Genomic DNA, 21928 nt, shown 5'->3' with positions numbered 1-21928 from the left:
TTCAAAGTTGCCGAATGTCGTATTTTAGCAGACAGGGCTAGAATCACAGAACTGTGCCACTACCAACGTTTGATCATATCCGCCAGTGAAAAGCCAACCCATGGAATCACCATAGACCACGCCTCAACACAGCGAAGCCGGTAAATTCGCTCCTCAATCGCTTCCGGTTTGAGCAGATCTTCAAGATGGTAGTGACCCGGCTTTTCAACCTCGCCCTCTATCGTCACTGACCAGGGATCAGTGACAAACCCTTTTGCATGTTTTGCCGGATCGGTTTTATCGTAGCCAAACTCATAAAAGTTATTGTACTGAGTAACATTGTTATAAGGCGTCAGCTTTTCATCCGTTACAAATTCACTGCGCTGATAAGAAGCAACCTTCTCTTTTAGCCAATCAGGTGCCGCTAGCTGGGGAACATCCTGATAGGCATTATTTGAAACTACCTTTTTTTGAGAAGCATCCGAACAGCCGGTTAAGGCAAACCCCAAACCAGCAAAAGCATATTGACCTGACTTTTTCAGAAACTGACGACGCTGTTTGTAGAAGGTTTCCGACGTAATTTCACTGCTGCTGACATCACTGCTTTTTTTCGTTTTTATAAGCATTGCCGCTGACCAGAACTCTGTTCGAATAATAAATCCTTACGCTACTGATAACGGCAGTCAGTGTCCAGCTAACACATTTTATTTAAGGCAAAAAAAACGCCATCATCCGATAGCGTTTTTTTATCTTCTCAATTCGAAGAAGCTTCCTTTTTATCATGCTTGCCTATTCGCATGATTGCCGTAACAGGGCCTGAACAGGCGTAAGCAAGGAAAATCAGCATAAGAACACGGGGAGGATCGGTAAACACCACTGCAAAGCAGAGCACCATCACCAAAAGGAAAATAAAGTGCACCCGCCCACGCAGATCGATCTTCTTGAAACTCTGATACTGGATATTGCTGACCATCAGTACACCAGCACCTCCCGTGATCAACGCACCAAGGAATGAAACCAGCACAGTTGTTTCACCATCAATACCAAAGTCACTCAACGCCCATACCATACCTATAACCAGTGCAGCAGCGGCCGGGCTGGCCAGTCCGGTAAAGTAGCGACTGTCCGTTTCTTCAATCTGGGCATTGAAGCGAGCCAGACGCAGGGCTGCGCAGGCGGCATAGATAAAGGCAACCATCCAGCCGACTTTACCCATATCGCTCAGCGCCCAGCTGTAAGCCACCATGGCCGGTGCGACGCCAAAGGTGACCATATCGGCCAGGCTGTCATACTGTTCTCCAAATTTACTTTGGGTATTCGTCATGCGGGCAACACGACCATCCAGCCCATCCAGTACCATTGCTACAAGGACTGAGATGCAGGCAGCCGCATAAAAGCCTGCCTGGGCACTGATGATGGCGTAAAAGCCACAAAACAGGTTACCTGTGGTAAACAGGTTGGGAAGAATATAAATGCCCTTGTGGCGAACGGTTTGCCCGCCTTCGACCACTTCTTCAAAATGCTCATCGACAGGGAACATCCCGTCAACCGCATTACCGCTATCTTCGGGTCGTTCCGGTCTATCGGTCATTGCGAAATCTGCTCATGTAAAAGCCGTTAATCTAAAGTGGTCACTTTACCACGATTTATCGACAGGCTGTATTTAGCACAGATCAACCAAACCTCCATCAATGAAAGAAGGCATTTACTAAAAAATTGAACGACCGGCTTTTTGAGCGAAATACTTCAGCGCTTCCATACCCACAATAGAGTTGCCTTTGGCTCCAAGCTCGGGACTCCAGACGCAAATCGACATTTCCCCCGGAATAATGGCAACGATACCGCCACCTACACCGATTTTGCACGGTAGTCCTACTTTGAACGCAAACTCACCGGCTTCGTCATACGTGCCACAGGTCATCATCAGCGAGTTAATTCGGCGAGCCTGAAGTTTAGAAACGACCTGCTCATCCTTGTAAGGGTGCTTGCCATCCTGAGCAAGAAAACGAAAGGCCCGGGCCAGATCACGACAACTCATGGATACAGAGCACTGATAGAAATAAAAATCCAGAACTCTGGAGATATGGTTGTCGAGATTACCGAAGCTTTTCAGGTAATTGGCCAGTGCTGCATTTCGTTGACCATTGTCGTATTCAGAGCGAAACACTTCTTCGTCATAGTGAACGTCAATGTTATTTGACAGGCCGCGCACAAAATCCAGAAAGTCCCGTTTAGGGGATTTTACAAACTCCAGCAATGCATCCGTCACCACCAGGGCTCCGGCATTGATAAACGGGTTACGGGGAATACCATTTTCATATTCAAGCTGGGACAGTGAATTAAACGCGTTGCCAGAAGGCTCTACACCAACACGTTTAAACAGATCTTCACCCGCATAGTGCATGGCAAGGCTGAGGTTAAAAACCTTGGAAATACTCTGGATGGAAAAAAACTCATCGGCATCACCAATCACAAAGTCATCGCCATCAACCGTACTGATTGCCATGCCGAATTTTTCGGGATCCACCTGCGACAATGCCGGTATATAGCCTGCAGGCTTACCCTGACCAAAGCGGTCAGCAATAACCTCAGGCAGAGATGCCAGTACGTTCTGGATGTTCTCCATGATTTTGCGATCCTCAGTCTACCAATAACTCTTGGTTCTCTTTCATTCCATTCAACCTGAAAAGAGCCCCTACTGTTTACTACACACGAAAAAAGGGCGCAGAGATTACGCTGGTCAATGGTCATTGATCAAGCACTAAACCAACAGGCGGTTATCTCTAAGCAATTACAATAGAAATACGTAGTTAAAAATCTTTTATATAACTTGAAAATATATGCTTGCCCGGATTAAACGACACTCATTTCATAATGAGTGATAGAACAGCTAAAGGAATCCTATGCAGCGTATTACCATGATCGTCGCCATGAAGCAGGAAGCGGCTTCTATCATCAAGCACCTGAACCTGTCCGATATTGATATGCATGACCCGGTGCTCACCTGTCAGGCATTTCAGGGAAACTACAAAGGCCTCGACATTTCTCTGGTCGTTAACGGTACTGATCGTGAATACAATGTCGAGTCCGTGGGAACCCAGCCTGCGACCATTACCACGCTGGAAGCCATCCGGCAGTTCAAACCTGATCTACTGATCAATGCGGGCACCTGTGGTGCGTTTCAGGATAAGGGTAGCGCAATTGGTGACGTTTATATGGGCGAAAAAATTCGTTACTTTGATCGTCGCATTCCTTTAGGTGAAGACTACTTTGCCTACGGTGATGGCAGCTATGTCTCTAAACTGGCTGGTGAATACGCCCGGCAACTGGGTCTGAAGACAGCGGTCGTCTGCACAGGTAATTCTCTGGACATGAGCCCTACTGACGAAGCTATTCTGCGCGAAGAGCCGGTTGTGGCGAAAGAGATGGAAGCTGCAGCCATCGCAGCGGTTGCCAAACTGTATAAAACACCATTGCTTGCAATGAAATCCGTGACCGACCTGATGGATGAAAAAGACACAACTGCCGAGCAGTTTCTGGCCAACCTGACCAGAGCTTCCGAACTACTGCAACAGAACGTTTTCCGATTGCTAGACCTGTTAAGCAACCAGACGAAAGCGGCATAATTTCTTCTTTTCGTGGCTGTTAGCGTCTTATTTTCAGAGCCGCTAGCAGCTACTGAATAGACCGACGAAATCACTTGAAAACACAGGCTGAACGGTAGTTAGATAGTAGCTGTGGACAAGACAAAAGGAGCGTTGTCATGAAATATAATGACGTGACCATTGCTTCCATCCTACTTGCTATTTTGGTAGTGGGCCAGAACTGTTATATCGCGTGAATATTGACCCCAAACTCAACTTTATTAATCAATAATCCAATAACAATATCGTGCATCTTTTCGAGCTTTGAAAAACAAATTGTCTTTCTGGCCAACCGTTTAATCCAAGTCCGAAAATTAAGGTTTTTACGCTCTATCTTCTGAGTGTTTGCTTTACCAATAATATGCATGTTTTCATCAAGGTGTCGCTCATAGGCTCCCCAATCATCGGTGTAAAATTTATTAATACCAAATGGCTTCAGAAGTGTTTTGAGTTCTTTAAAAACTTCATCTTTCCGTTTTCCGAAAACATAAGCAAGCACGGTATTTGTAGCGTGATCAACAGCATACCAAAGCCAGCGTTGGTTCGATTTATCATGAACATACGACCACTGCTCATCTAGCTCAGCCTCTTGGCAGACAAGCCCTACATGAATAATTGCATCTGACTTGAGATCAATAGTTTGAATATTTGGGTTGACCTTTACCAGACCGCTTTCTTTTTTTTTAGAGTCTTTATTACTGTTGTCTTGCTTATTCCGAGTACTTTACTTGTATCCCTGATTCCGCTGCCATTTATTGCCATATCGATGATTTTTTCTTTAACGCCAGGCTCACAGGCCTTGTAGCGATATTCAAGCATGAAGGTTTTGATTTCACATTTGTCATTACAGCAATAGTATCGTGGAACATCATGAGTGCTGTATCCGAAAGGCCGAACTTGGTTACTGCCACATGTTGTACAGAGGACTTGCGTAAGGCACATTTTTAAACCGCATTTTTCAAAGTTGCCGAATGTCGTATTTTAGCAGACAGGGCTAGAATCACAGAACTGTGCCACTACCGCTATTTTTATGGTAAGTGCCGTTCTTCTTATCAGCAATCAGGCCCTGTTTACTTATCATTCAACGGAAATACCCGAGCAGATCATCAGTAAAGGTGCAGCCTTCTGTCGTGCCTGTCCCTGAATAACCGATTATGGATGCCGTGCCAGCGGCATCCTCAACAGCATTAGCGTTTATTAAACAACCACAGACCAGCAAAAATAAATCCACCTCCTAAAAGATGGTAGTTCTGCAAGCCCTCGCCCAAAACCGGTATAGCAATGAGAGCAGAAAATACCGGTATCAGAAAGTTGAACATGGACGCCTGATTGGCACCCAAAATGCCCACTCCGTAATTCCACGACAGATAAGCTACAACCGAAGCAAATACGGTCACATAGGCCAGCAGAAAAACAGTGGCAGCGTTTATTTCAAAGCCTCCCTGAGTCAAGAATTCCCACACATAAAACGGCGCAATAAATACAACCCCTACACCAACACAAACCGTTAAAAGAACATGTCCACTCAATGGAATCGCAAACCGTTTAAGCAATACGGTATACAGCGCCCAAATGACGACTGCCAACAACATAATCATATCGCCCCGGCCAAAGTCTAAAGCCAGAAGCACATTGAAATCGCCTTTGGAAAAAATGGCTAACAACCCAATGGCTGCCACCAGCAAGCCTGCACTCTGAGCTTTTTTGGGGTAGACCCCCAGTAACGGAATACTCAAAACAATGCAGACAAATGGCAGCCCGACCTGAATCAAAGCCACATTAACAGCCGGAATACTTTGAGCAGCCAGATACAACAATGTGTTAAAGGCTGAAATGCTGGTAATCGCCAGAACCACCAGTTTGCCTTTATGTTTGAAAATAATGTCTTTTTCTTTCGAGACCTGCCTTGCTGTGAACGGAATCAGCAAACAGAAGACAATCGCCCAGCGCCAGAAAGACAGTGTAAACGGTTGAATTTCCCCAATACTCAGACGAGCCGCCACACTGTTGCCACCCCAGCACAATGTAGCCAGAACCAATCCCAAAACAGCCAGTGCTTTTTTATTACCGGCTTCCCCTGTCGTAGACATATACAAGACACTATCTCCGGTCGGGTACCCAACAGAAATCCGTTTGGAGTACGTTGTTTTATGTTGTTTTCTACGGAGAATATAAAGAGAAATGTTAGCCCGGATATTTCATAAACAAGCAGCAACTACCATCCCATCCTCTTAATTTTGGACTTTTCCGCAAGCCTGTTGCTCTGTTAACCATGTGAAAGACATTGCAGCCCATACTTGCTTACAGATTAGACGCTAATCAACGAATCCTGCTATTTCAGGATAACGGAAAGCCCCAAAGCTCTTTCATCTGGTTGCTATGTACCTTGATTGAGTCTTATGAAAGTTGCTACCCCGGTCGAAGTATCGGCATCTGGTAAAAGACTTCTGTCACATGCTGCAAAAGCCTCTTGAATGGGCAGCTACGCGGCAGATGAAGTTTAATTCGGTCTTTATATTCAACCACTTTGACTGCAACTTTACAGAGCTTCATGATCACCGTTGATGGCTGCGCTTTTTCCAGCTCCGTACCTTTCAAAGTCTTGGTTCTTAACTCATAGTGCAAAACATAAGCGGCACAGGCATAAAACATTCTCAAATGGTTAGCCAAAAAGCCCTGATCGGACAATCTGTCGCCGGACAGATCACTTTTCAGATGTTTGATGAAGTTCTCATCCTGTCCTCTTGGACAGTAAAGCTCTTCATAAATTACCTCTGGAGAAGCTTCCTTCATCGACGTCACAATGAAACGAGGGTTGTCGCCTTTTTGGTTGACCTCCGCCTTGTAAATTATCCGGGTATCGAGACCTTTCCAGCTCTTGGCCTGGTATTCTGCTTCCCCGTAAAGTCTGAGCCGATCAGGTTCTGGCATGTTGTTCAGTCTTGCCAGCTCAGTCTTGACCTTCAGAGCTTGACGCGCTTCATCCAACAACTCTTTGGCTTTTGGCCGCAAAGCCGTTTTGTGGCCTGCACCTTTGCCCAGGACATAATCCGAATGAGGGGCATTCTGAACCACCCACATTAACTCTGGTTGAGCGAAGTGGCTGTCTCCCCGAACCAGTAGATGGGTTTTCGGCCACTTTTTCCGAAGCAGCCGAATGACCCGTTCGAGAATGGCTGCATTTTCCTTGCCCGTTGGGGTTTTCCCCGGACGAAGAATCGCCGTAATCAGCTTGCCGCTGAGTCCTCAAAAATCATCAGGGGCAAGTAGCAGTAGTCCTGATATTTGGCATTAAACAGGTTCATCTGCTGGCCACCATGAGTAATGGCCGGTGTATGATCAAGATCGATAACGATCACCGGGGGTGGCAGCTTGTAACTGCTGATAAAGTGATGCACAAATGCTTCAGCCATCCTGTAAATGTCGGAGCGGGTCATAGATTGTCCCAGCCGGGTAAAAGTGGGCGCTGATGCGAGATGGTTATCGCTGTCCAACGGATTGCGACCAGTGGCCAGTTTGAACATAGGGTCTTTACGCAAACGGTTACTGTCGTTGGCATCTTCATAGCCGCAGGCCATTTGCAGAACCCGCTGAACCAGAAGTTCTTTCAGGGAGTGGTCGATATAGGATTGATGGCGTCTGTCATTGATGGCATCAGTCATTTTGCAGATAAGACCGCTCTGCAGAATGGTTTCCCGTAGCAGCAGAGTGCCAAAGTCAGAAGATAACTCCCCACCATTGAAGTCTGCCCGGATGGTTTTTCCATTTGAGGGATGAAAACGAAGCTGTTCTTGTGTAGATTTGGGCATGGCAAGTTCCGGTTTGCTTCTTCCGAAGCTTTCTTTTGGTCGACCCAATTATATCAAGTGATTGGGCGGAACTTGCCTCCTTTTATGAAATATTCGGGTTAGAAAATGATATTTGATTTACTTTTAAGAAAAGAAAAGGCTCTTACCTCTGAGAAGCAAGAGCCTAAATGCTTTATAAAACTACAATAGACGCTTAGTTTTTAGTCTTGTCTACCAGCTGATTTGCAGTAATCCATGGCATCATCTCACGCAGTTTGCCACCTACCTGCTCAATGGGGTGTGCTGCATTGTTACGGCGATAGGCTGTCATGGATGGATAGTTGGTCGCGCCTTCTACAATAAATTGCTTGGCGTATTCACCATTCTGAATGTTCTTCAGACATTCACGCATGGCCTGACGGGACTGCTCGTTAATCACCTTAGGACCCGTCACGTATTCACCATACTCCGCATTGTTGGAGATGGAGTAATTCATATTGGCAATGCCGCCTTCGTACATCAGGTCAACAATCAGCTTCAGCTCGTGCAGACACTCGAAGTAAGCCATTTCCGGGGAATAGCCCGCTTCGGTCAGGGTTTCAAAGCCCGCTTTCACCAGCTCAACGGCACCACCACAGAGTACTGCCTGTTCACCGAACAGGTCGGTTTCGGTTTCGTCTTTAAAGGTTGTTTCGATGATACCGGTACGACCACCGCCAACGCCGGAAGCATAAGATAGTGCAACGTCTTTAGCCTTGCCTGAAGCATCCTGAAAGACAGCTACCAGATCAGGAATACCACCACCACGGGTGAATTCTGAGCGAACTGTATGACCGGGCGCTTTTGGCGCGATCATGATAACGTCCAGATCTTTACGAGGCACAATCTGGTTGTAGTGAATGGCAAAACCGTGGGCAAACGCCAGAGTCGCGCCTTCACGGAGGTTAGGCTCAATCTGCTCTTTATAAAGCTGGGACTGGAATTCGTCGGGTGTCAGAATCATCACCACATCCGCCTGCTCTACAGCAGCCGGCACTTCCATGACTGCCAGACCGGCTGAAGCGGCTTTTTCCCAGGAAGACGATCCTTTGCGCAGACCAACGGTTACATCCACACCGGAATCTTTCAGGTTGTTGGCATGGGCGTGCCCCTGAGAGCCGTAACCGATGATAGAAACTTTTTTACCGCGAATGATGGAAAGGTCGCAATCTTTGTCGTAGTAAACCTGCATGTGAAGGCTCCTGTTTTGTGGCTCATGGCTATTAAATGAAAGTGCTGCCAATGTGATTGTTCGTAGAAGGCGGCATTCCACGCCATGGCAAATTACTTGTTCTTATGTCGATGCAAATTCGATGGACGTAAGATAAGTCAGGCACAGCGTTTCGTAAAATGATATATTTGAAAAACAGTATCCCAAATTATGAAACATAAGCTAAATACCCATGGATACCAGACTGCTAAAGCACTTCCTCAGCCTTGCTGACAGCCTGCATTTTGGCCGCGCCAGTGCTGCCTGCCATATCAGTCCCTCCACCCTGAGCCGGAGTATTCAGCAATTGGAAGAGTCGTTGGGCGTGCTTCTGTTTGAACGGGATAACCGCAGTGTTCAGCTAACACGGGAAGGTTTGCTGTTTCAGGAATACGCCAGAGACGCTCAGCAACAATGGGATGGCATCCGAAACCAGCTTATGGCGGCCGCCGGACAACTGAGCGGAGAAATCAGTGTTTACTGCTCGGTGACAGCCAGTTACAGCTTTTTGTATGACATCCTCAGTCAGTTCCGGCAAAGCTACCCAGGCATCGAAATCAAACTGCATACCGGTGACCCGGAACCGGCCATCCAGCATGTTCTCTCAGGGCAGGAAGATATTTCCATTGCCGCCCGTCCCGACCAGTTACCGACAGAGCTGGCGTTTCACAGCATTGGCCTGTCGCCCCTGATTTTTATCGCACCTGCGGATGGCAGCGTAAAACACCCGTTTAACGATCAGGACTGGGCAGCTACGCCCATGATTCTTGCGGAAAAAGGGATCAGCCGCCGCCGGACTAACCAGTGGTTTGCCAATAAAAACATTAAACCAAGAATTTATGCGCAGGTGGCAGGTAACGAAGCCATTGTCAGCATGGTCAGTCTGGGTTTTGGTATTGGTGTGGTGCCACAGATTGTTTTGGATAACAGTCCATTGTCTGACAAAGTTCAGGTGATTGACGTAAAGCCCTGGTTACCAGCCTACGACGTAGGGTTGTGTGTACTGGAAAAGAAACTGAAAAACCCGTTGATCAGGGCTTTCTGGTCATTGCTGAATCAGCAGTAATACCAATCAAAATAATTAGCTTCGTGATGAGCATGCCTTTTCAGCCGGTTAGGCAAGGCGGCGTGAGAAGCCATAGCCGTAGCTATGGCGACGAATGCCAACGCTGAATAACCGGCTGAAAAGGCAGCGCAGTAGAATAGCTAATTATTGCGATTGGTATAAGAGAGAATTTACCGCAGAGTTATATCTCTGCGGTAAATATCGAAGGAAAGACTAAGAAGCTGTTCACGATCTTATTGAGGGCTGCAAATGTCGATAAATTGTTGCTGTTTTTTGATCTCATTCGTTGCGTAGCACCACTACGCGCCTCATGAGATCAAAAAACAGCAACAATTTCTCACCATTTTCGCTTTCCTCAAAAGATCATGAACAGCTTCTAAAGGCTCAGTGTTTTTTCACCCCTTGAAATACCGGTGATGCCACTGCGCACCACTTCCAGTATCTGGGTTGCACCGACAGCTTCTATAAACGCATCCAGTTTGTCGTGTGTGCCCACCAGCTGAATGGTGTATACGGAACTGGTCACATCAACAATATGCCCACGGAATATATCCGCCGTGCGTTTCACTTCCGCCCGCAATGGCCCGCTGGCTCTCACTTTTACCAGCATCAGCTCCCTTTCAACGTGGGAGCCTTCGGTGAGATCCACCAGCTTCACCACATCAATCAGCTTGTTCAGCTGTTTGGTGATCTGCTCAATCACCTGCGGGTTGCCACTGGTGGTGACCGTCAGGCGAGACAGCGTGCTGTCTTCAGTGGGGGCAACGGTTAACGTTTCGATATTGTAGTTTCGCTGGGAAAACAATCCGACAATGCGTGATAAAGCGCCCGGCTCGTTTTCAACCAGTACAGAGATAATTCGCCGCATCAGGTTCTCTCCGTTTTGCTGAGCCACAGATCACGCATGGAACCATCCTTGATCTGCATGGGGTAAACATGTTCATTGGCGTCTACCTGAATATCCATAAACACCAGACGATCTTTCAGCGAGAACGCTTCTTCCATGGCCGGACGCAGATCAGACGGTGTCGTTACCTGAATACCGACATGACCGTAGGACTCTGCCAGTTTCACAAAGCTCGGCAGTGACTCCATGTAGGAATGGGAGTAGCGGCTGTCGTACTGCATATCCTGCCACTGTCGTACCATACCCAGAGCCTGATTGTTCACATTGATGATCTTTACACCCAGATCGTACTGCATACAGGTAGACAGTTCCTGAATGTTCATCTGGATACTGCCTTCACCGGACACACAGGCAACCGTTGCGTCCGGGTGAGTCAATTTCACCCCCATGGCAGCAGGCAAACCAAAGCCCATGGTGCCAAGGCCACCGGAATTGATCCAGCGATTAGGCTTGTCAAAGCGGTAGTACTGGGCAGCAAACATCTGGTGTTGTCCCACATCGGACGTTACAAAGGCGTCGCCTCCGGTCACTTCGTATAACGCTTCAATCACCTGCTGGGGTTTTAAAATGCTTCCGTCGCCTTTGTCGTAAGGGAACAGTCCACCACGGCTGTCACGCCATTCATCCAGCTGACGCCACCAGCTATCAATGGCCTCCTGATCCCGTGATCCGGAATAATCCGTTACATGGCGAAGGAAACCATCCAGCACGGCATTTACAGGGCCAACGATAGGCACATCGGCGGTAATGTTTTTGGAGATACTGGCCGGATCAATATCGATATGAATGATCTTTGCGTCCGGGCAGAATTTTGCCGTATTGTTGGTGACACGATCATCAAAGCGAACACCCACTGCCAGAATAGCGTCAGCATGATGCATGGCCATGTTGGCACAGTAGCTACCATGCATGCCCAGCATGCCAACAAACTGACGGTCTGAACCGGGGAATCCACCCAAACCGTTAAGTGTATTGGTGACCGGCACTTTCAGGTCTTTTGCCAGCTGGGTGAGTTGGGTAGATGCATTCCCCATAATCACACCGCCGCCCGCATAAATGACGGGGCGTCGGGCCTGCATCAGCAGGTCAACCGCTTTACGAATCTGACCGTTATGTCCTTTGCTCGGTGGCGTATAGGAACGCAGTTTTACCGATTCAGGATAGTGGTATTCAAACTTCAGGTTCGGATCGGTAATGTCTTTCGGAATGTCCACCACCACAGGACCAGGCCGACCAGTCTGGGCAAGGTAGAACGCTTTTTTAATGATTTCAGGAATATCTTCTGCCCGCTTCACCAGAAAGCTGTGTTTTACGATCGGGCGGGAAATGCCCACCATATCGACTTCCTGAAACATGTCCGAACCAATGCCAGCAGAAGGCACCTGTCCGGAAATGATCACCATGGGAATGGAATCCATATAGGCAGTGGCAATGCCGGTTATGGTGTTGGTAGCACCGGGACCGGACGTTACCAGTGCCACGCCGGGCTTTCCGGTTGCCCGGGCATAACCGTCTGCCATATGGGCAGCAGCCTGTTCATGACGAACCAGGATATGTGTGACTTCTTTCTGTCGGAAAATGGCATCGTAGACGTGTAGAAGTGCGCCCCCGGGATACCCGTAAATGTGCTTGACCCCTTCGTCAGCCAGCGAGCGAACCACCATGTCCGCACCGGATAAAAGCTCCACGTGTGCTTCTCCTCGGCTTAAAGATTAGAAAAGAGTTCGGTTGGCCTTTGTCACCGGACAGGTGTAGACCTTTTGTACCGAAGATTTTTATTAGTTGTTGTAACAGCTACAACAGTCACTAACGACAGCTGGGACTTCAGGTCTCTGCTTAACAAGACCTCAACATTCCTGTGCGGATAGGGGCAGTAGAGCGCTGACAGTTTGACCCGGCAAGGTACCGCTGTCAGCCTCCAAGGAATGCTATCACCAGTTCCACTGTTGATGTTCCTGATGGTCGCATAATCAACCGAAGCCATTGGTTGCATGGCTTCAGTGGCTGACATTCTTTACCGTCTACCCATTTGAGTCAATAGCCTGACGAAGCAGAATCTCGGAAATTGCTTACATTTATTAATAAAGAGACCAAAAATAATGGAACTTCAGGATGAAAAGACTGATAAAAAGCTACTTAACCCTACTGCCTCTGGCCTTTCTTGCCATTGTTCTTACTGAAACAGTGACTGCCGAGAAGGTGTTTATCTGGAAAGACGACAGAGGAGTAACACATTACTCCGACCGTCCCGGTCCCGATGGTATGGAAACTGAATACATCCTGTCTGATGAAGATCCGGAAAACGACCAGATTTCATTAACTGATGAATCATCCGCCGTGACAGAAGATGGCTCATCCGTTGATTCAACAACAGAACCTCTTAAAGACAGCAATGACCAGCCTGTTTCAGCCCCTGATCCGGGAGCTGCAGAAACCCTCGCTTTCTGCAACAAGCTTAATGCCAACCTTCTGGCTCTTGAAGCCAGAGGCCGGATTCGTCTGACTCATGACGATGGTCGGGAAGACATTCTCGACGATGCAGGTAAGAGCAAAGAGAAACAGAGGCTGAAGGAACTTATGAACCAGTTCTGCAAATAAGGTGCAGTACTTGCCAAACAGAAAAGCCCGTTGGTAGAGTGAACGCACCCAAACATAACAATTACAATGCGGGAGTCCAATCATGAAAACGGCTGACGAGTGGTTTGATGCTTACAGTGAAAGTCACCAAAACCCAACTAATAAGCTGATCCACTGGATCTGCGTTCCCGCTATTCTGTTCAGCATTGTCGGGTTGTTATGGGTGGTAAGCCCGTTTCTGACCTGGGGCGCTATGGCCATTTCATTGTTGTTCTATTTTCAGCTCTCTATGAAATTGTCACTGGTGATGATGGTGATCTATGCCCTGATGACTTCTCTGGCAACCTCTCTGGGGGAGTATTTACTGGTTTCCAGTATCGTTATTTTTGTAGTGGCATGGATTTTCCAGTTTGTCGGTCACAATATTGAAGGCAAGAAACCGTCTTTTTTTGAAGATGTGAAATTTTTACTGGTAGGTCCCATCTGGTGTGTGAGCTTTCTCTTCAAGAAATATAATCTGAGTTATTAGACAGCTTTTTTGATGGGTTGGGACGAACGGAATGGCTCCCAACCCGCACTATTACTTCATCAACACATCAAACTGCTCAACCAGCTTCAGAAGTTTTTCTGACGATACTTGCTCAACCATCAACGCTTCTTCCGCATAAGGCTTGATATTGGCACCTTTAGGTAAAGCACCACCCTGTTCAACAATGGCTCTGACTCTGGGAATAAACAACCATTGCAGCCACTGACTGAATGGCATGGAATCCATACAAAAAGGCACTTCGCTGGACATGGCTTCCACAGACGGAGGCATTGTCTGCCAGCATTCCAGAACTTTCAGTTCCGTTTCCATGTCTTCCAGTAACTGGATGATTTGCACGCTCATAATATTAACTCTCAAGGGAACTTAGCAGGGTTTCCAGCTTTTGGGTCATACGCTGATCCGGTCCAAGACTTAGCGCTCTGCCAAGCAGTTGCCGCGCCTGATCCGAATCCCCCTGCTCAATACGAATTTCTGCCATGTGGTAATAAATAGCGGGTTCAACCGGGTTGATACGCATGGCTCGCGACAACCAGCCAACGGCTTCATCCAGCAGCCCGCCCTCTATGGCCTGATAAGCCTGATTCAGCAAAACGCCTACGGCATCGTCCCGACTTTCATAAGGAGAGCCTGCCTCAACGGGCTCAGACGGCAGGTAAGACAATCGGCCACCACAACCTGTCAGAATCACAGAAAGCAGAACCAGAATAACAGGACTGCGAAACGGGCGTTTTTTATAAACATTCATGGGTTATTCAAACCAGGATTTAAGCGTATCGAAGAAACCCGAATTGTCCTGAACAGATTCGCCACAGCTATCCGACAATACCGGAGCAGAGCCTTTGATATACGGCAGCAACCTTGCTCCTTCACAAGACTGACTACTGCGCAGGTGAGATTGAGGTTGCACCCAGACATACTCCAGCCTGTCGCTGGAAAGCGGTTGCACACCGCTGATGGGGGTTCGCTGCATCAAATCCACCCAAACCCGAAGGGCACCGTTGCTGCCCGACAGCCCCGTTGAACTGTTGTCGTCATTGCCTAGCCAGGTCACCGCCATCAGGTTACCTGAAAAGCCTGCAAACCAGCTATCGCGTGAATCATTCGTGGTGCCACTTTTGCCAGCCAGATCCATATCCTGACTCATACTCCAGTAAGCCCTTCGGCCTGTGCCTTCTCTCATGACACTGACCATGGAACGTCTCAACAGTTCCATCGGGGCAGGATCGACCACACGCTCAACCGAAAGACTATAACGTCGCAATGGTTTGCCACTGGCGTCCACAACGGCATCAATGGCTCTGAGAGGCATTCGAAAACCACCGCTGGCAATGGTCTGATACATGGCTGCAACATCCATCGGAGTCAGCGAAGCCGCACCTAGCAACACCGAAGGATAATTGGGCAATGGTCGCTCAACACCAAGGCGCTTAATGGTTTTCAAAACATTAGGCACACCGACATCCATACCTGTATGAGTGGCCGCCTGATTAAAAGACCTTGCCAGGGCTTCATACAAAGGTACTTCGCCACGGGATTTACCATCGTAATTGCCCGGTTCCCAGTAACCTCCCCGGCCATCTCTGACTTTGATTGGAAGATCTTTTACCGGTGTTGTCAGCGTGTAACGACCGGGTTGTTCGAGTGCTGTCAGGTAAATAGCTGGCTTTAGCAACGAACCTACTGGACGACGAGCGTCTACTGCCCGGTTGAAGCCAACATAGCCCGGGGTTTTATCGCCCACCACGGCCAACAAGTCTCCGGTCTGGGCTGAAGTGACCACCATGGCACCCTGCAACTTGTCCTTGTTGATCGCACTGACCGTTCGGGTCAGGCTGATCTGAGCCTCACGCTGGATAATCGGATCCATATTGGTAAAGATGCGCAACCCTTCCGAGGTCAGATCGCGTTCAGCGTAATCCTGCCGCAGTTGATCTTTCACCACATCAAGGTAAGCAGGGAAGGCATTGGTGCGCATTTGCTCACGGCTGACAATGCCCAGAGGCAACTTCTTGGAGCGCTCGGCTTCTGCCCTTGAAACCAGCCCTTCATTGGCCATGACATCCAGCACCAGATTTCGACGCTGTTTGGCACGTTCAGGAAAACGTCTCGGGTCGTAAAATGATGGCCCTCTGACAATACCCACCAGCAAAGCCGTTCTGGCAAGGCTTAGCTCCTGGATAGGCTGCGCAAAATAGAACTGACTAGCAAGGCCAAAGCCGTGTATTGCACGTCGCCCCTGCTGTCCCAGATACACTTCATTAAGGTAGGTTTCGAGAATTTCATCTTTTGAGTAATGCAGTTCCAGCAACAGGGACATGATCGCTTCCTGCGCCTTTCGGGTCAGGGTGCGCTCATTACTCAAATAAAAGTTTTTGACCAGTTGCTGTGTGAGGGTGCTGCCTCCCTGCACAACACCACCCGCCCGAACGTTGACCAGAAGCGCACGGGCAATGGATGTTAGCGATATGCCCCGGTGTTCATAAAAGTCTCTGTCTTCAATCGCCATCAATGCAGGTACAAGGTATTTAGGTGCCTGTTCAAGTCGAATCAGAAGACGGTCTTCATAGCTGGCTGGGTAAATGCCCCCAACCGGTTGAGGGTCCAGTCGCAACAGTGGTAGTGGCTGCTGCTTCCGATTGGTCAGGCTGATTACCCGATAGCTGTTGAAGCTCACATGGGCATAACGGGAAGATTCTGTGCCATCGGGAAAGTGGAAGCCCCGGCTGTAAATAATGAACTCATTCCCCGTTCGGGCGAATGTACCCGGACGACGCACAGTAGTGACAGGCTGGTAGCCCTGACGCCGCAGCTGAGCCTGAAGCTCATCGGGCTTTAAAAGACGACCTTCGTATAATTCAACCGGACGTGCATAAACCTTGGCAGGAATCGCCCACTTCTTTCCTTCAAATTTCTGAATAACCACCGCATCCAGATAAACGACAAATGCCATAAATACAGCAAAGCCGCAAATACACAATTTGAACAGAAACAGTCCCCATCGCTGAAAGCGATCAGACGGTTCCTGTTGGCTGGATGGGGTGCTTTTCTTTCGCCCAGAACGTTTCGTCTTTTTCTGAGGCGACTCTTTATTACTTGCTACCATGGTTCTGCATTATACGTGAACACAGGAACAGACAAAGCCGATAAAACCGAAGTGACCGATTTGTTTATACTCTTCGGGGAAAACCAGCATTTATTACTATGAATACATCTCTTATTTGCCTGCAAGGGCTGTCAGGCTCGGGAAAAACCACCGTTGCCAACTTTCTGGCTTCCACGCTGAAGATGCCTGTCTATCACTCCGATGTTGAGCGTAAAGCGCTCTTTGGCCTATCACCTTCACACAACAGTCGTCAGGCCGGAATGAATATCTATACAGAAGAAGCCACTCGACAAACCTTTCAAGTCTTGTATAGCCGGGCGTTTGAGGAACTTTCAGCAGGAAATTCCGTCATCGTTGATGCCGCTTTTCTGAAACATCACGAAAGGCAAACAATGAGAAAGCTGGCAGAGAAGGCCAAAGCACGCTTTCTTATCGTTCAATGTCAGGCTGACCGACAGGTAATGATTGATCGCATTAATGCCAGAAGACTGCAGGGCGACGATCCATCCGAAGCAACAGGAGAGCTGGTGCTCGGTCAGGAACAATGGATAGAAGCTTTAACCACGGATGAGATACGAATGTGCATCAAAGTCTGTACAGAAGATAAAAGCTGGCAGGAAACACTGTTTCAACGTACAACCCACTTCCTGAACGGAGGGCTTTTGTCAGAAAAATAATCAATTTCTGGGCAGCTAAGCAGACTCGTCTATAGTTACAGGGTATTAGAGAAGAATCATATCTGACATTCGGTAATATCAAAAATACTTCACACCGGAGCTCAAGATTGTGACCCAGGGAACCAATATGGCTACCGACCTGATTGAATTAAAAAATTTAGGTAAAACTTCGGTTCAGTGGCTAAACGCTGTAGGCATCCGAACACTTGAGCAGCTTCATGCAGTAGGCTCGGTTGCGGCTTATTGTAAAGTCAGAGACAGAGGGTTCAAAGTATCCAAAGTCCTGCTCTATGCTATGGAAGGCGCCTTGATAGGCAAGCACTGGAATGACCTTGATGAAGGTCATAAGCGGCGCCTGCTTCAGCAAGTTGAGAACTTCCCCTCCAGTTAAACCGCTTCTTCCCCGGAACATACCGGACACTCCGGATCAGCTTCCAGCTTCAGGCTCTGCCATTGCAGAGTTTGGGCATCAAACATCAACAAACGCCCACTCAGACTTTCACCAAAACCGGTAATCAGCTTTATTGTCTCCAGAGCCTGCATTGTGCCAATGGTGCCTACAACCGGCCCCAGAATACCAGACTCGCTGCATGTCAGTTCTTCAGCAGCCTGCTCAGAGTAAAGACAACGATAACAAGGCGCTTTTTCCTGCCAACGGTCAAAAACCGTCAACTGCCCATTCAGGCGAATAGCAGCACCCGACACCAGAGGCACACCGGTCTTGACACTGCAACGGTTAATACTGAAGCGGCTGTCAAAGTTATCAGTGCAGTCCAATACGACATCACAGGCTGTCATGATTTCCATCAACTCAGCTTCACTAAGCTTTGCCGTGACAGTATTCATCTGAATTCCGGGGTTAATGGCACTGATTCTTGCAGCCGCAGCATGCACTTTAAATTGACCAATATCGTCCGTTGAAAAGGCAATCTGGCGTTGCAGGTTGGTCTGATCAACCACATCCGGATCAACAATCGTGAGTTGCCCGATACCAGCGGCTGCCAAATAAATAGCAGCAGGGCACCCTAGCCCTCCCATACCAACAATCAATACATGGGAGTCCAGCAATTTTTCCTGCCCGTCAATATCGACCTGGTGCAACATAATCTGTCGGCTGTAACGCAACAGCTGATCGTCATTCATCATAAAAAAACAGTAGAACCTTGGCAGTAAATCTTAAAAAAAGGGAAGGTCAATCAAGGGTAAAAGACACCTCAAGCCCGGAGATTCAGGCCTGAGGTCAGTAAATCAGGCTTCTGATTCTATGTACTCGGCATAGGCTTCAGCGTCCATCAGCTCAGACAGCTCTCCATTATCAGACAGCTTGATTTTGAAGAACCAACCATCATCGTACGGGTTGCTGTTGACCGTTTCCGGAGCCTCTTCGAGTGCTTCATTGATAGCGACCACTTCTCCGGAAACCGGGGCATAAATTTCTGATGCTGCTTTGACTGACTCGACAACACCGGCTTCATCCCGGGCAGCCAGAGTAGAATCAACTTCCGGCAATTCTACAAACACTACATCGCCGAGTGCTTCCTGAGCATGGTCGGTAATACCAACGGTAGCGGTACCGTCATCTTCAATCCGAACCCACTCGTGGGACTTGGCAAAACGCAATTCGGAAGGAATATTACTCATCAATCGTTCCTCTGGTCGTCAGGGCTGTTGCTTGCTGCCAACTTCAAACTGACAGCTGCGAGCAATTCTGATTTTATTTTGTTCTTGAAGGGTAGAGTGGAAGCATTCTAACGGTAATTCTGGTTTACAGCCAATGCCAACAGATCAATGAAAGCTTTACTTTCCGATCTATACATTAGCGACTAATCTATGCAAACTGGTTAGATGACAACAAATCAGCTCACTGAAAATGATCATTCATCATGCCTGCCAACTGAATATAGAAGCACTGACTGAATTGTCAGGACTGCTTCAGAAGCTGCCTGACAACTATTACACGCAGCCCTTGTCAAAGTACTGCGGGCCGGTGGGCACCCAGATCAGACATGTGATTGAGTTTTATAAGGGCTTTCTTCAGGGGCTGGAACTGGGCAGCATAAACTATGATGATCGTCCAAGAAGCCCTCTGATCGAAACATCCAGCAAGGCTGCTCTGGATCAGATTGGCATGATTTGTCGCCATCTGGAACTGTTGGACGACCGCTATGAAGCGCTTGATTTTCAGGCATGTGGTGGTCATGACAAAACATTATCGACCACCAGCAACCTGCACCGGGAACTGCTGTTCCTGCAAAACCATACCGCTCACCACAAAGCCATTATCACCTTACTGCTTGAGCCAACCGGTTTCGAACTACCTGAATCCTTTGGACTGGCACTGGCAACCCGGGTTTATGCTCAGAAGCAGAAGGCTCTGTCGGACTAAGCGCTAAGCACTAAGCACCTGGGCGGCCGGGCGATTGAAATTCAGAAAACTGCTGGCTCCGGCAGCTCCCATGTACTTACTCAACGTTCTGTCATCCACTCTCGTCAGGTCAACAATAATGAGGCCATCCAGGGCGTTATTAAAATCAGGATCCACATTAAAGGCTGCCAGCTCTCCACTGAGCTTCAGGTATTGCTTCAATAAAACAGGAATGCCTTTATTGTCTTTTTCAATCTGCTGAACCAGTGTTGAAAGCTTCTCGATATCTCCCAACCCCTGAAGTTGATCGACGCTCCAGAACTGCCCCTTGCCCGATTTCAGCGGGGTCGTTGGCTGCACCAGTGATTGCAATGCTTCATCCGAGTTATTTAATGACAGACAGCCTGCCATTAGTTGTCGGGACACTTCACTGTAATGACTACTGATGCTGACCGGCCCAAACAGAACTTTGTAACGGGGGTTGGCAGCGACATAAGCACCGATTCCCTTCCAGAGCAGCATCAGAGCCGACAGGCTTTTCTGGTACTCAGGCCGGACAAACGAGCGCCCCATCTCAAGACTGCACCCCATCTTGTGCAGAAAGTCAGCGTGATAGCGAAACAGACTACGGGAATAAATACCATGCAGCCCCTGCTCCCTTAAAATCAGATCCACCTGACCAATGCGATAAGCTCCAACCACTTCCTGTCGCTTTCGGTTCCAGAGAAACAGGTGTAAATAGTGATCATCATAGTGATCAATATCTGCCTCGAACCCCGTTCCTTCTCCTGCCTTTCTGAAGGTCATCTCCCGAAGCCTGCCAATTTCAGGCAGGATATCTGGCAACTGCGATTTAGCAGCACAATAAACCGCCATGTCATTCTTTTCCAGCAGCAGACAGGCTTGCGGCAATTGTTCAATATTGTTCTGCAGCAGGCTTTTATCAACAGGGCTGGCAATATCCTCAACCTGTCGCTCTTCCTTTTTTTCAGCCTTTCTAAGTGCAAACCTGTCAGTGCTGTGTGTGGACATGGCATACGTGTGCAACCGTAAATAGTTCGTTACTGCACTGTCGGAATCCAGAGAACCATAACTGGCTGGCTCAAGGGTTTTGCCAATTCGGAAACCAATGATCTGACCTTTTTTGTTAATTAACTCACGAATCAGACTGGCTGTTCTTAATCGGGCATGAATCATACCCAGTGCCTGAAACAACCAGCCATTACGCCCTTCAACAAACACCGGTGTGACACTGGCCCTGGCTTTTCTGGCAATTTTTGCGGCAGTGCTGCGCCAGACCGGATCGGTCACCTGTTTCAGGTGCTTGTTAAAACTGGATACTTCACCGGATGGAAACATCAGTAACAGGTGACCATCCAATACCCATTGCTGAGCCTCGGCAATGGCTGCTTGGTTTTTCTGCCGGGCATTTTTGCTGAGAACATCCACACCAATAAACAGTTCTCTCAACTCGGGAATCTGACAGAGAATTTCGTTTGTCAGAAGTTTTACGTCTTTACGCCTTTGAAGCAATAACTCAGCCAGAGCAACACCTTCGATGCCTCCATAAGGATGATTGGCTACCACAACGGCAGGCCCTTCTGCTGGCACCTCTTCCAGATGACCGGAAATAACCTGATGCCGAACCTGAAAAATATCCAGAACCCACTTCAGAAAAGAGTGACCATCATATTCGTTGACACATCGGGTTCTGTAGAGAACATCGAGTTTTTTTAAACCCAGCAGCCATTCGGCTGCCAACTCCGGAATGCCCGATCGGGTTTTACGCGGAAGACGAAAAGGGGATTGTTTAAGAGGCATCCGGATTCCCTTATTAATGTAGTTGTAGTCCGGCCAGAAAAGGTTCTGTCTCTATAATGAACAAGCCGGATCATATGGACAAGCGTAGGCAGGGAAAATTACAAAGTGGTTAAGGCAGGATGAAGCTCTTGTTAAACAAGAAACAGCTAACAATAAAATGGCTGATCGTTAAACCAGCCAATTTTAAACTGCACTTCCAATA

The 21928-nt window shown here is 48.1% G+C and carries 21 protein-coding genes and 1 pseudogene; 7 read left to right on the top strand and 15 right to left on the bottom strand.

Translation table 11 applies throughout. The annotated features are described in order from the left end of the window. Positions 1–59 precede the first annotated feature (59 nt). From EZMO1_RS02930 to EZMO1_RS02920, 3 genes are all read right to left on the bottom strand, one after another. Complete coding sequence (locus tag EZMO1_RS02930) at positions 60–605, bottom strand: molybdopterin-dependent oxidoreductase (RefSeq protein WP_051790432.1); 546 nt, start codon at positions 603–605, stop codon at positions 60–62. 128 nt (positions 606–733) lie between these two features. Next, positions 734–1570, bottom strand: coding sequence for a CDP-diacylglycerol--serine O-phosphatidyltransferase (pssA, locus tag EZMO1_RS02925; RefSeq protein ID WP_034878033.1), 837 nt, complete (start codon positions 1568–1570; stop codon positions 734–736). A gap of 117 nt (positions 1571–1687) precedes the next feature. Then, a complete protein-coding gene (locus tag EZMO1_RS02920; protein WP_034878032.1) occupies positions 1688–2605 on the bottom strand; it encodes a glutaminase in 918 nt (305 codons plus the stop codon). Positions 2606–2882: 277 nt separating this feature from the next. Here EZMO1_RS02920 and EZMO1_RS02915 point away from each other — a divergent pair, with 277 nt between their 5' ends. Then, positions 2883–3605, top strand: a complete 723-nt coding sequence (locus EZMO1_RS02915) for a phosphorylase family protein (RefSeq protein ID WP_034877157.1) — start codon at positions 2883–2885, stop codon at positions 3603–3605. 202 nt (positions 3606–3807) lie between these two features. Here EZMO1_RS02915 and EZMO1_RS27955 read toward each other — a convergent pair. The 4 genes and pseudogenes from EZMO1_RS27955 to ilvC form a co-directional block, all read right to left on the bottom strand. After that, positions 3808–4565, bottom strand: a protein-coding gene (locus EZMO1_RS27955) for an IS1 family transposase (protein WP_420809906.1) whose coding sequence is annotated in 2 segments (ribosomal slippage) — positions 3808–4298 and positions 4298–4565 — 759 coding nt in all. Because the reading frame shifts where the segments join, the coding sequence is not laid out codon by codon here. 245 nt (positions 4566–4810) lie between these two features. Continuing rightward, positions 4811–5713, bottom strand: a complete 903-nt coding sequence (locus tag EZMO1_RS02900) for a DMT family transporter (RefSeq protein ID WP_034878031.1) — start codon at positions 5711–5713, stop codon at positions 4811–4813. 319 nt (positions 5714–6032) lie between these two features. Then, a pseudogene (locus tag EZMO1_RS02895) lies at positions 6033–7432 on the bottom strand (IS1380 family transposase). A 193-nt stretch (positions 7433–7625) separates the two neighbouring features. After that, positions 7626–8642, bottom strand: coding sequence for a ketol-acid reductoisomerase (gene ilvC, locus EZMO1_RS02890; protein ID WP_034878030.1), 1017 nt, complete (start codon positions 8640–8642; stop codon positions 7626–7628). A 211-nt stretch (positions 8643–8853) separates the two neighbouring features. On the opposite strand from ilvC, the gene ilvY reads away from it, so the two are divergent. Then, complete coding sequence (gene ilvY / locus EZMO1_RS02885; RefSeq protein WP_034878029.1) at positions 8854–9726, top strand: HTH-type transcriptional activator IlvY; 873 nt, start codon at positions 8854–8856, stop codon at positions 9724–9726. A 376-nt stretch (positions 9727–10102) separates the two neighbouring features. Here the strand turns inward: ilvY and ilvN are convergent, their stop codons facing one another. Both ilvN and EZMO1_RS02875 read right to left on the bottom strand, forming a co-directional pair. Further along, positions 10103–10594 (bottom strand): acetolactate synthase small subunit, encoded by a 492-nt coding sequence (ilvN, locus tag EZMO1_RS02880; protein ID WP_034878028.1) that lies wholly within the window; start codon positions 10592–10594, stop codon positions 10103–10105. Further along, positions 10594–12321 carry an acetolactate synthase 3 large subunit gene (locus EZMO1_RS02875; protein WP_082212284.1) on the bottom strand — a complete coding sequence of 576 codons (1728 nt, stop codon included), beginning with the start codon at positions 12319–12321 and terminating at the stop codon, positions 10594–10596. The genes ilvN and EZMO1_RS02875 overlap by 1 nt, the downstream gene beginning before the upstream one ends. Before the next feature lie 424 nt (positions 12322–12745). Here EZMO1_RS02875 and EZMO1_RS02870 point away from each other — a divergent pair, with 424 nt between their 5' ends. Together EZMO1_RS02870 and EZMO1_RS02865 are read left to right on the top strand one after the other, a co-directional pair. Continuing rightward, positions 12746–13231: a DUF4124 domain-containing protein gene (locus EZMO1_RS02870; RefSeq protein ID WP_034878026.1), complete on the top strand. Its 486-nt coding sequence runs from the start codon at positions 12746–12748 to the stop codon at positions 13229–13231. A gap of 82 nt (positions 13232–13313) precedes the next feature. After that, positions 13314–13739 (top strand): Mpo1 family 2-hydroxy fatty acid dioxygenase, encoded by a 426-nt coding sequence (locus EZMO1_RS02865; protein ID WP_034878025.1) that lies wholly within the window; start codon positions 13314–13316, stop codon positions 13737–13739. 51 nt (positions 13740–13790) lie between these two features. On the opposite strand, the gene EZMO1_RS02860 is transcribed toward EZMO1_RS02865, so the two are convergent. From EZMO1_RS02860 to mrcB, 3 genes are read right to left on the bottom strand one after another with little or no spacing between them, the layout of a single operon-like run. Further along, entirely contained in the window at positions 13791–14102 is a 312-nt protein-coding gene (locus EZMO1_RS02860; RefSeq protein ID WP_034878024.1) for a YqcC family protein, read from the bottom strand. A 4-nt stretch (positions 14103–14106) separates the two neighbouring features. Continuing rightward, on the bottom strand, positions 14107–14505 hold the full coding sequence (locus EZMO1_RS02855) for a tetratricopeptide repeat protein (protein ID WP_034878023.1): 399 nt from the start codon (positions 14503–14505) through the stop codon (positions 14107–14109). A 3-nt stretch (positions 14506–14508) separates the two neighbouring features. Next, positions 14509–16863, bottom strand: a complete 2355-nt coding sequence (gene mrcB, locus EZMO1_RS02850) for a penicillin-binding protein 1B (protein WP_082212283.1) — start codon at positions 16861–16863, stop codon at positions 14509–14511. A gap of 98 nt (positions 16864–16961) precedes the next feature. Here mrcB and EZMO1_RS02845 point away from each other — a divergent pair, with 98 nt between their 5' ends. Both EZMO1_RS02845 and EZMO1_RS02840 read left to right on the top strand, forming a co-directional pair. Next, entirely contained in the window at positions 16962–17540 is a 579-nt protein-coding gene (locus tag EZMO1_RS02845) for a P-loop nucleotide/nucleoside kinase family protein (RefSeq protein ID WP_051790431.1), read from the top strand. 127 nt (positions 17541–17667) lie between these two features. Continuing rightward, positions 17668–17931 carry a TfoX/Sxy family protein gene (locus EZMO1_RS02840; protein WP_034878730.1) on the top strand — a complete coding sequence of 88 codons (264 nt, stop codon included), beginning with the start codon at positions 17668–17670 and terminating at the stop codon, positions 17929–17931. Here EZMO1_RS02840 and EZMO1_RS02835 read toward each other — a convergent pair. After that, positions 17928–18686 (bottom strand): HesA/MoeB/ThiF family protein, encoded by a 759-nt coding sequence (locus tag EZMO1_RS02835; protein WP_034878022.1) that lies wholly within the window; start codon positions 18684–18686, stop codon positions 17928–17930. The genes EZMO1_RS02840 and EZMO1_RS02835 overlap by 4 nt on opposite strands. Positions 18687–18788: 102 nt before the next feature. Further along, a complete protein-coding gene (gene gcvH, locus EZMO1_RS02830) occupies positions 18789–19181 on the bottom strand; it encodes a glycine cleavage system protein GcvH (protein ID WP_034878021.1) in 393 nt (130 codons plus the stop codon). A gap of 229 nt (positions 19182–19410) precedes the next feature. Between gcvH and EZMO1_RS02825 the strand changes: the two genes are divergently transcribed. Continuing rightward, positions 19411–19926 (top strand): DinB family protein, encoded by a 516-nt coding sequence (locus EZMO1_RS02825; RefSeq protein ID WP_034878020.1) that lies wholly within the window; start codon positions 19411–19413, stop codon positions 19924–19926. A 3-nt stretch (positions 19927–19929) separates the two neighbouring features. Here EZMO1_RS02825 and EZMO1_RS02820 read toward each other — a convergent pair whose 3' ends face one another. Beyond that, on the bottom strand, positions 19930–21726 hold the full coding sequence (locus EZMO1_RS02820; protein ID WP_034878019.1) for a lysophospholipid acyltransferase family protein: 1797 nt from the start codon (positions 21724–21726) through the stop codon (positions 19930–19932). Positions 21727–21928: the final 202 nt, after the last annotated feature.

The sequence above is a fragment of the Endozoicomonas montiporae CL-33 genome, from assembly GCF_001583435.1.
GTDB lineage: Bacteria > Pseudomonadota > Gammaproteobacteria > Pseudomonadales > Endozoicomonadaceae > Endozoicomonas_A > Endozoicomonas_A montiporae.
Note: the sequence above shows the minus strand (reverse complement) of the source record. Positions and strands in the feature narration are given on the sequence as shown.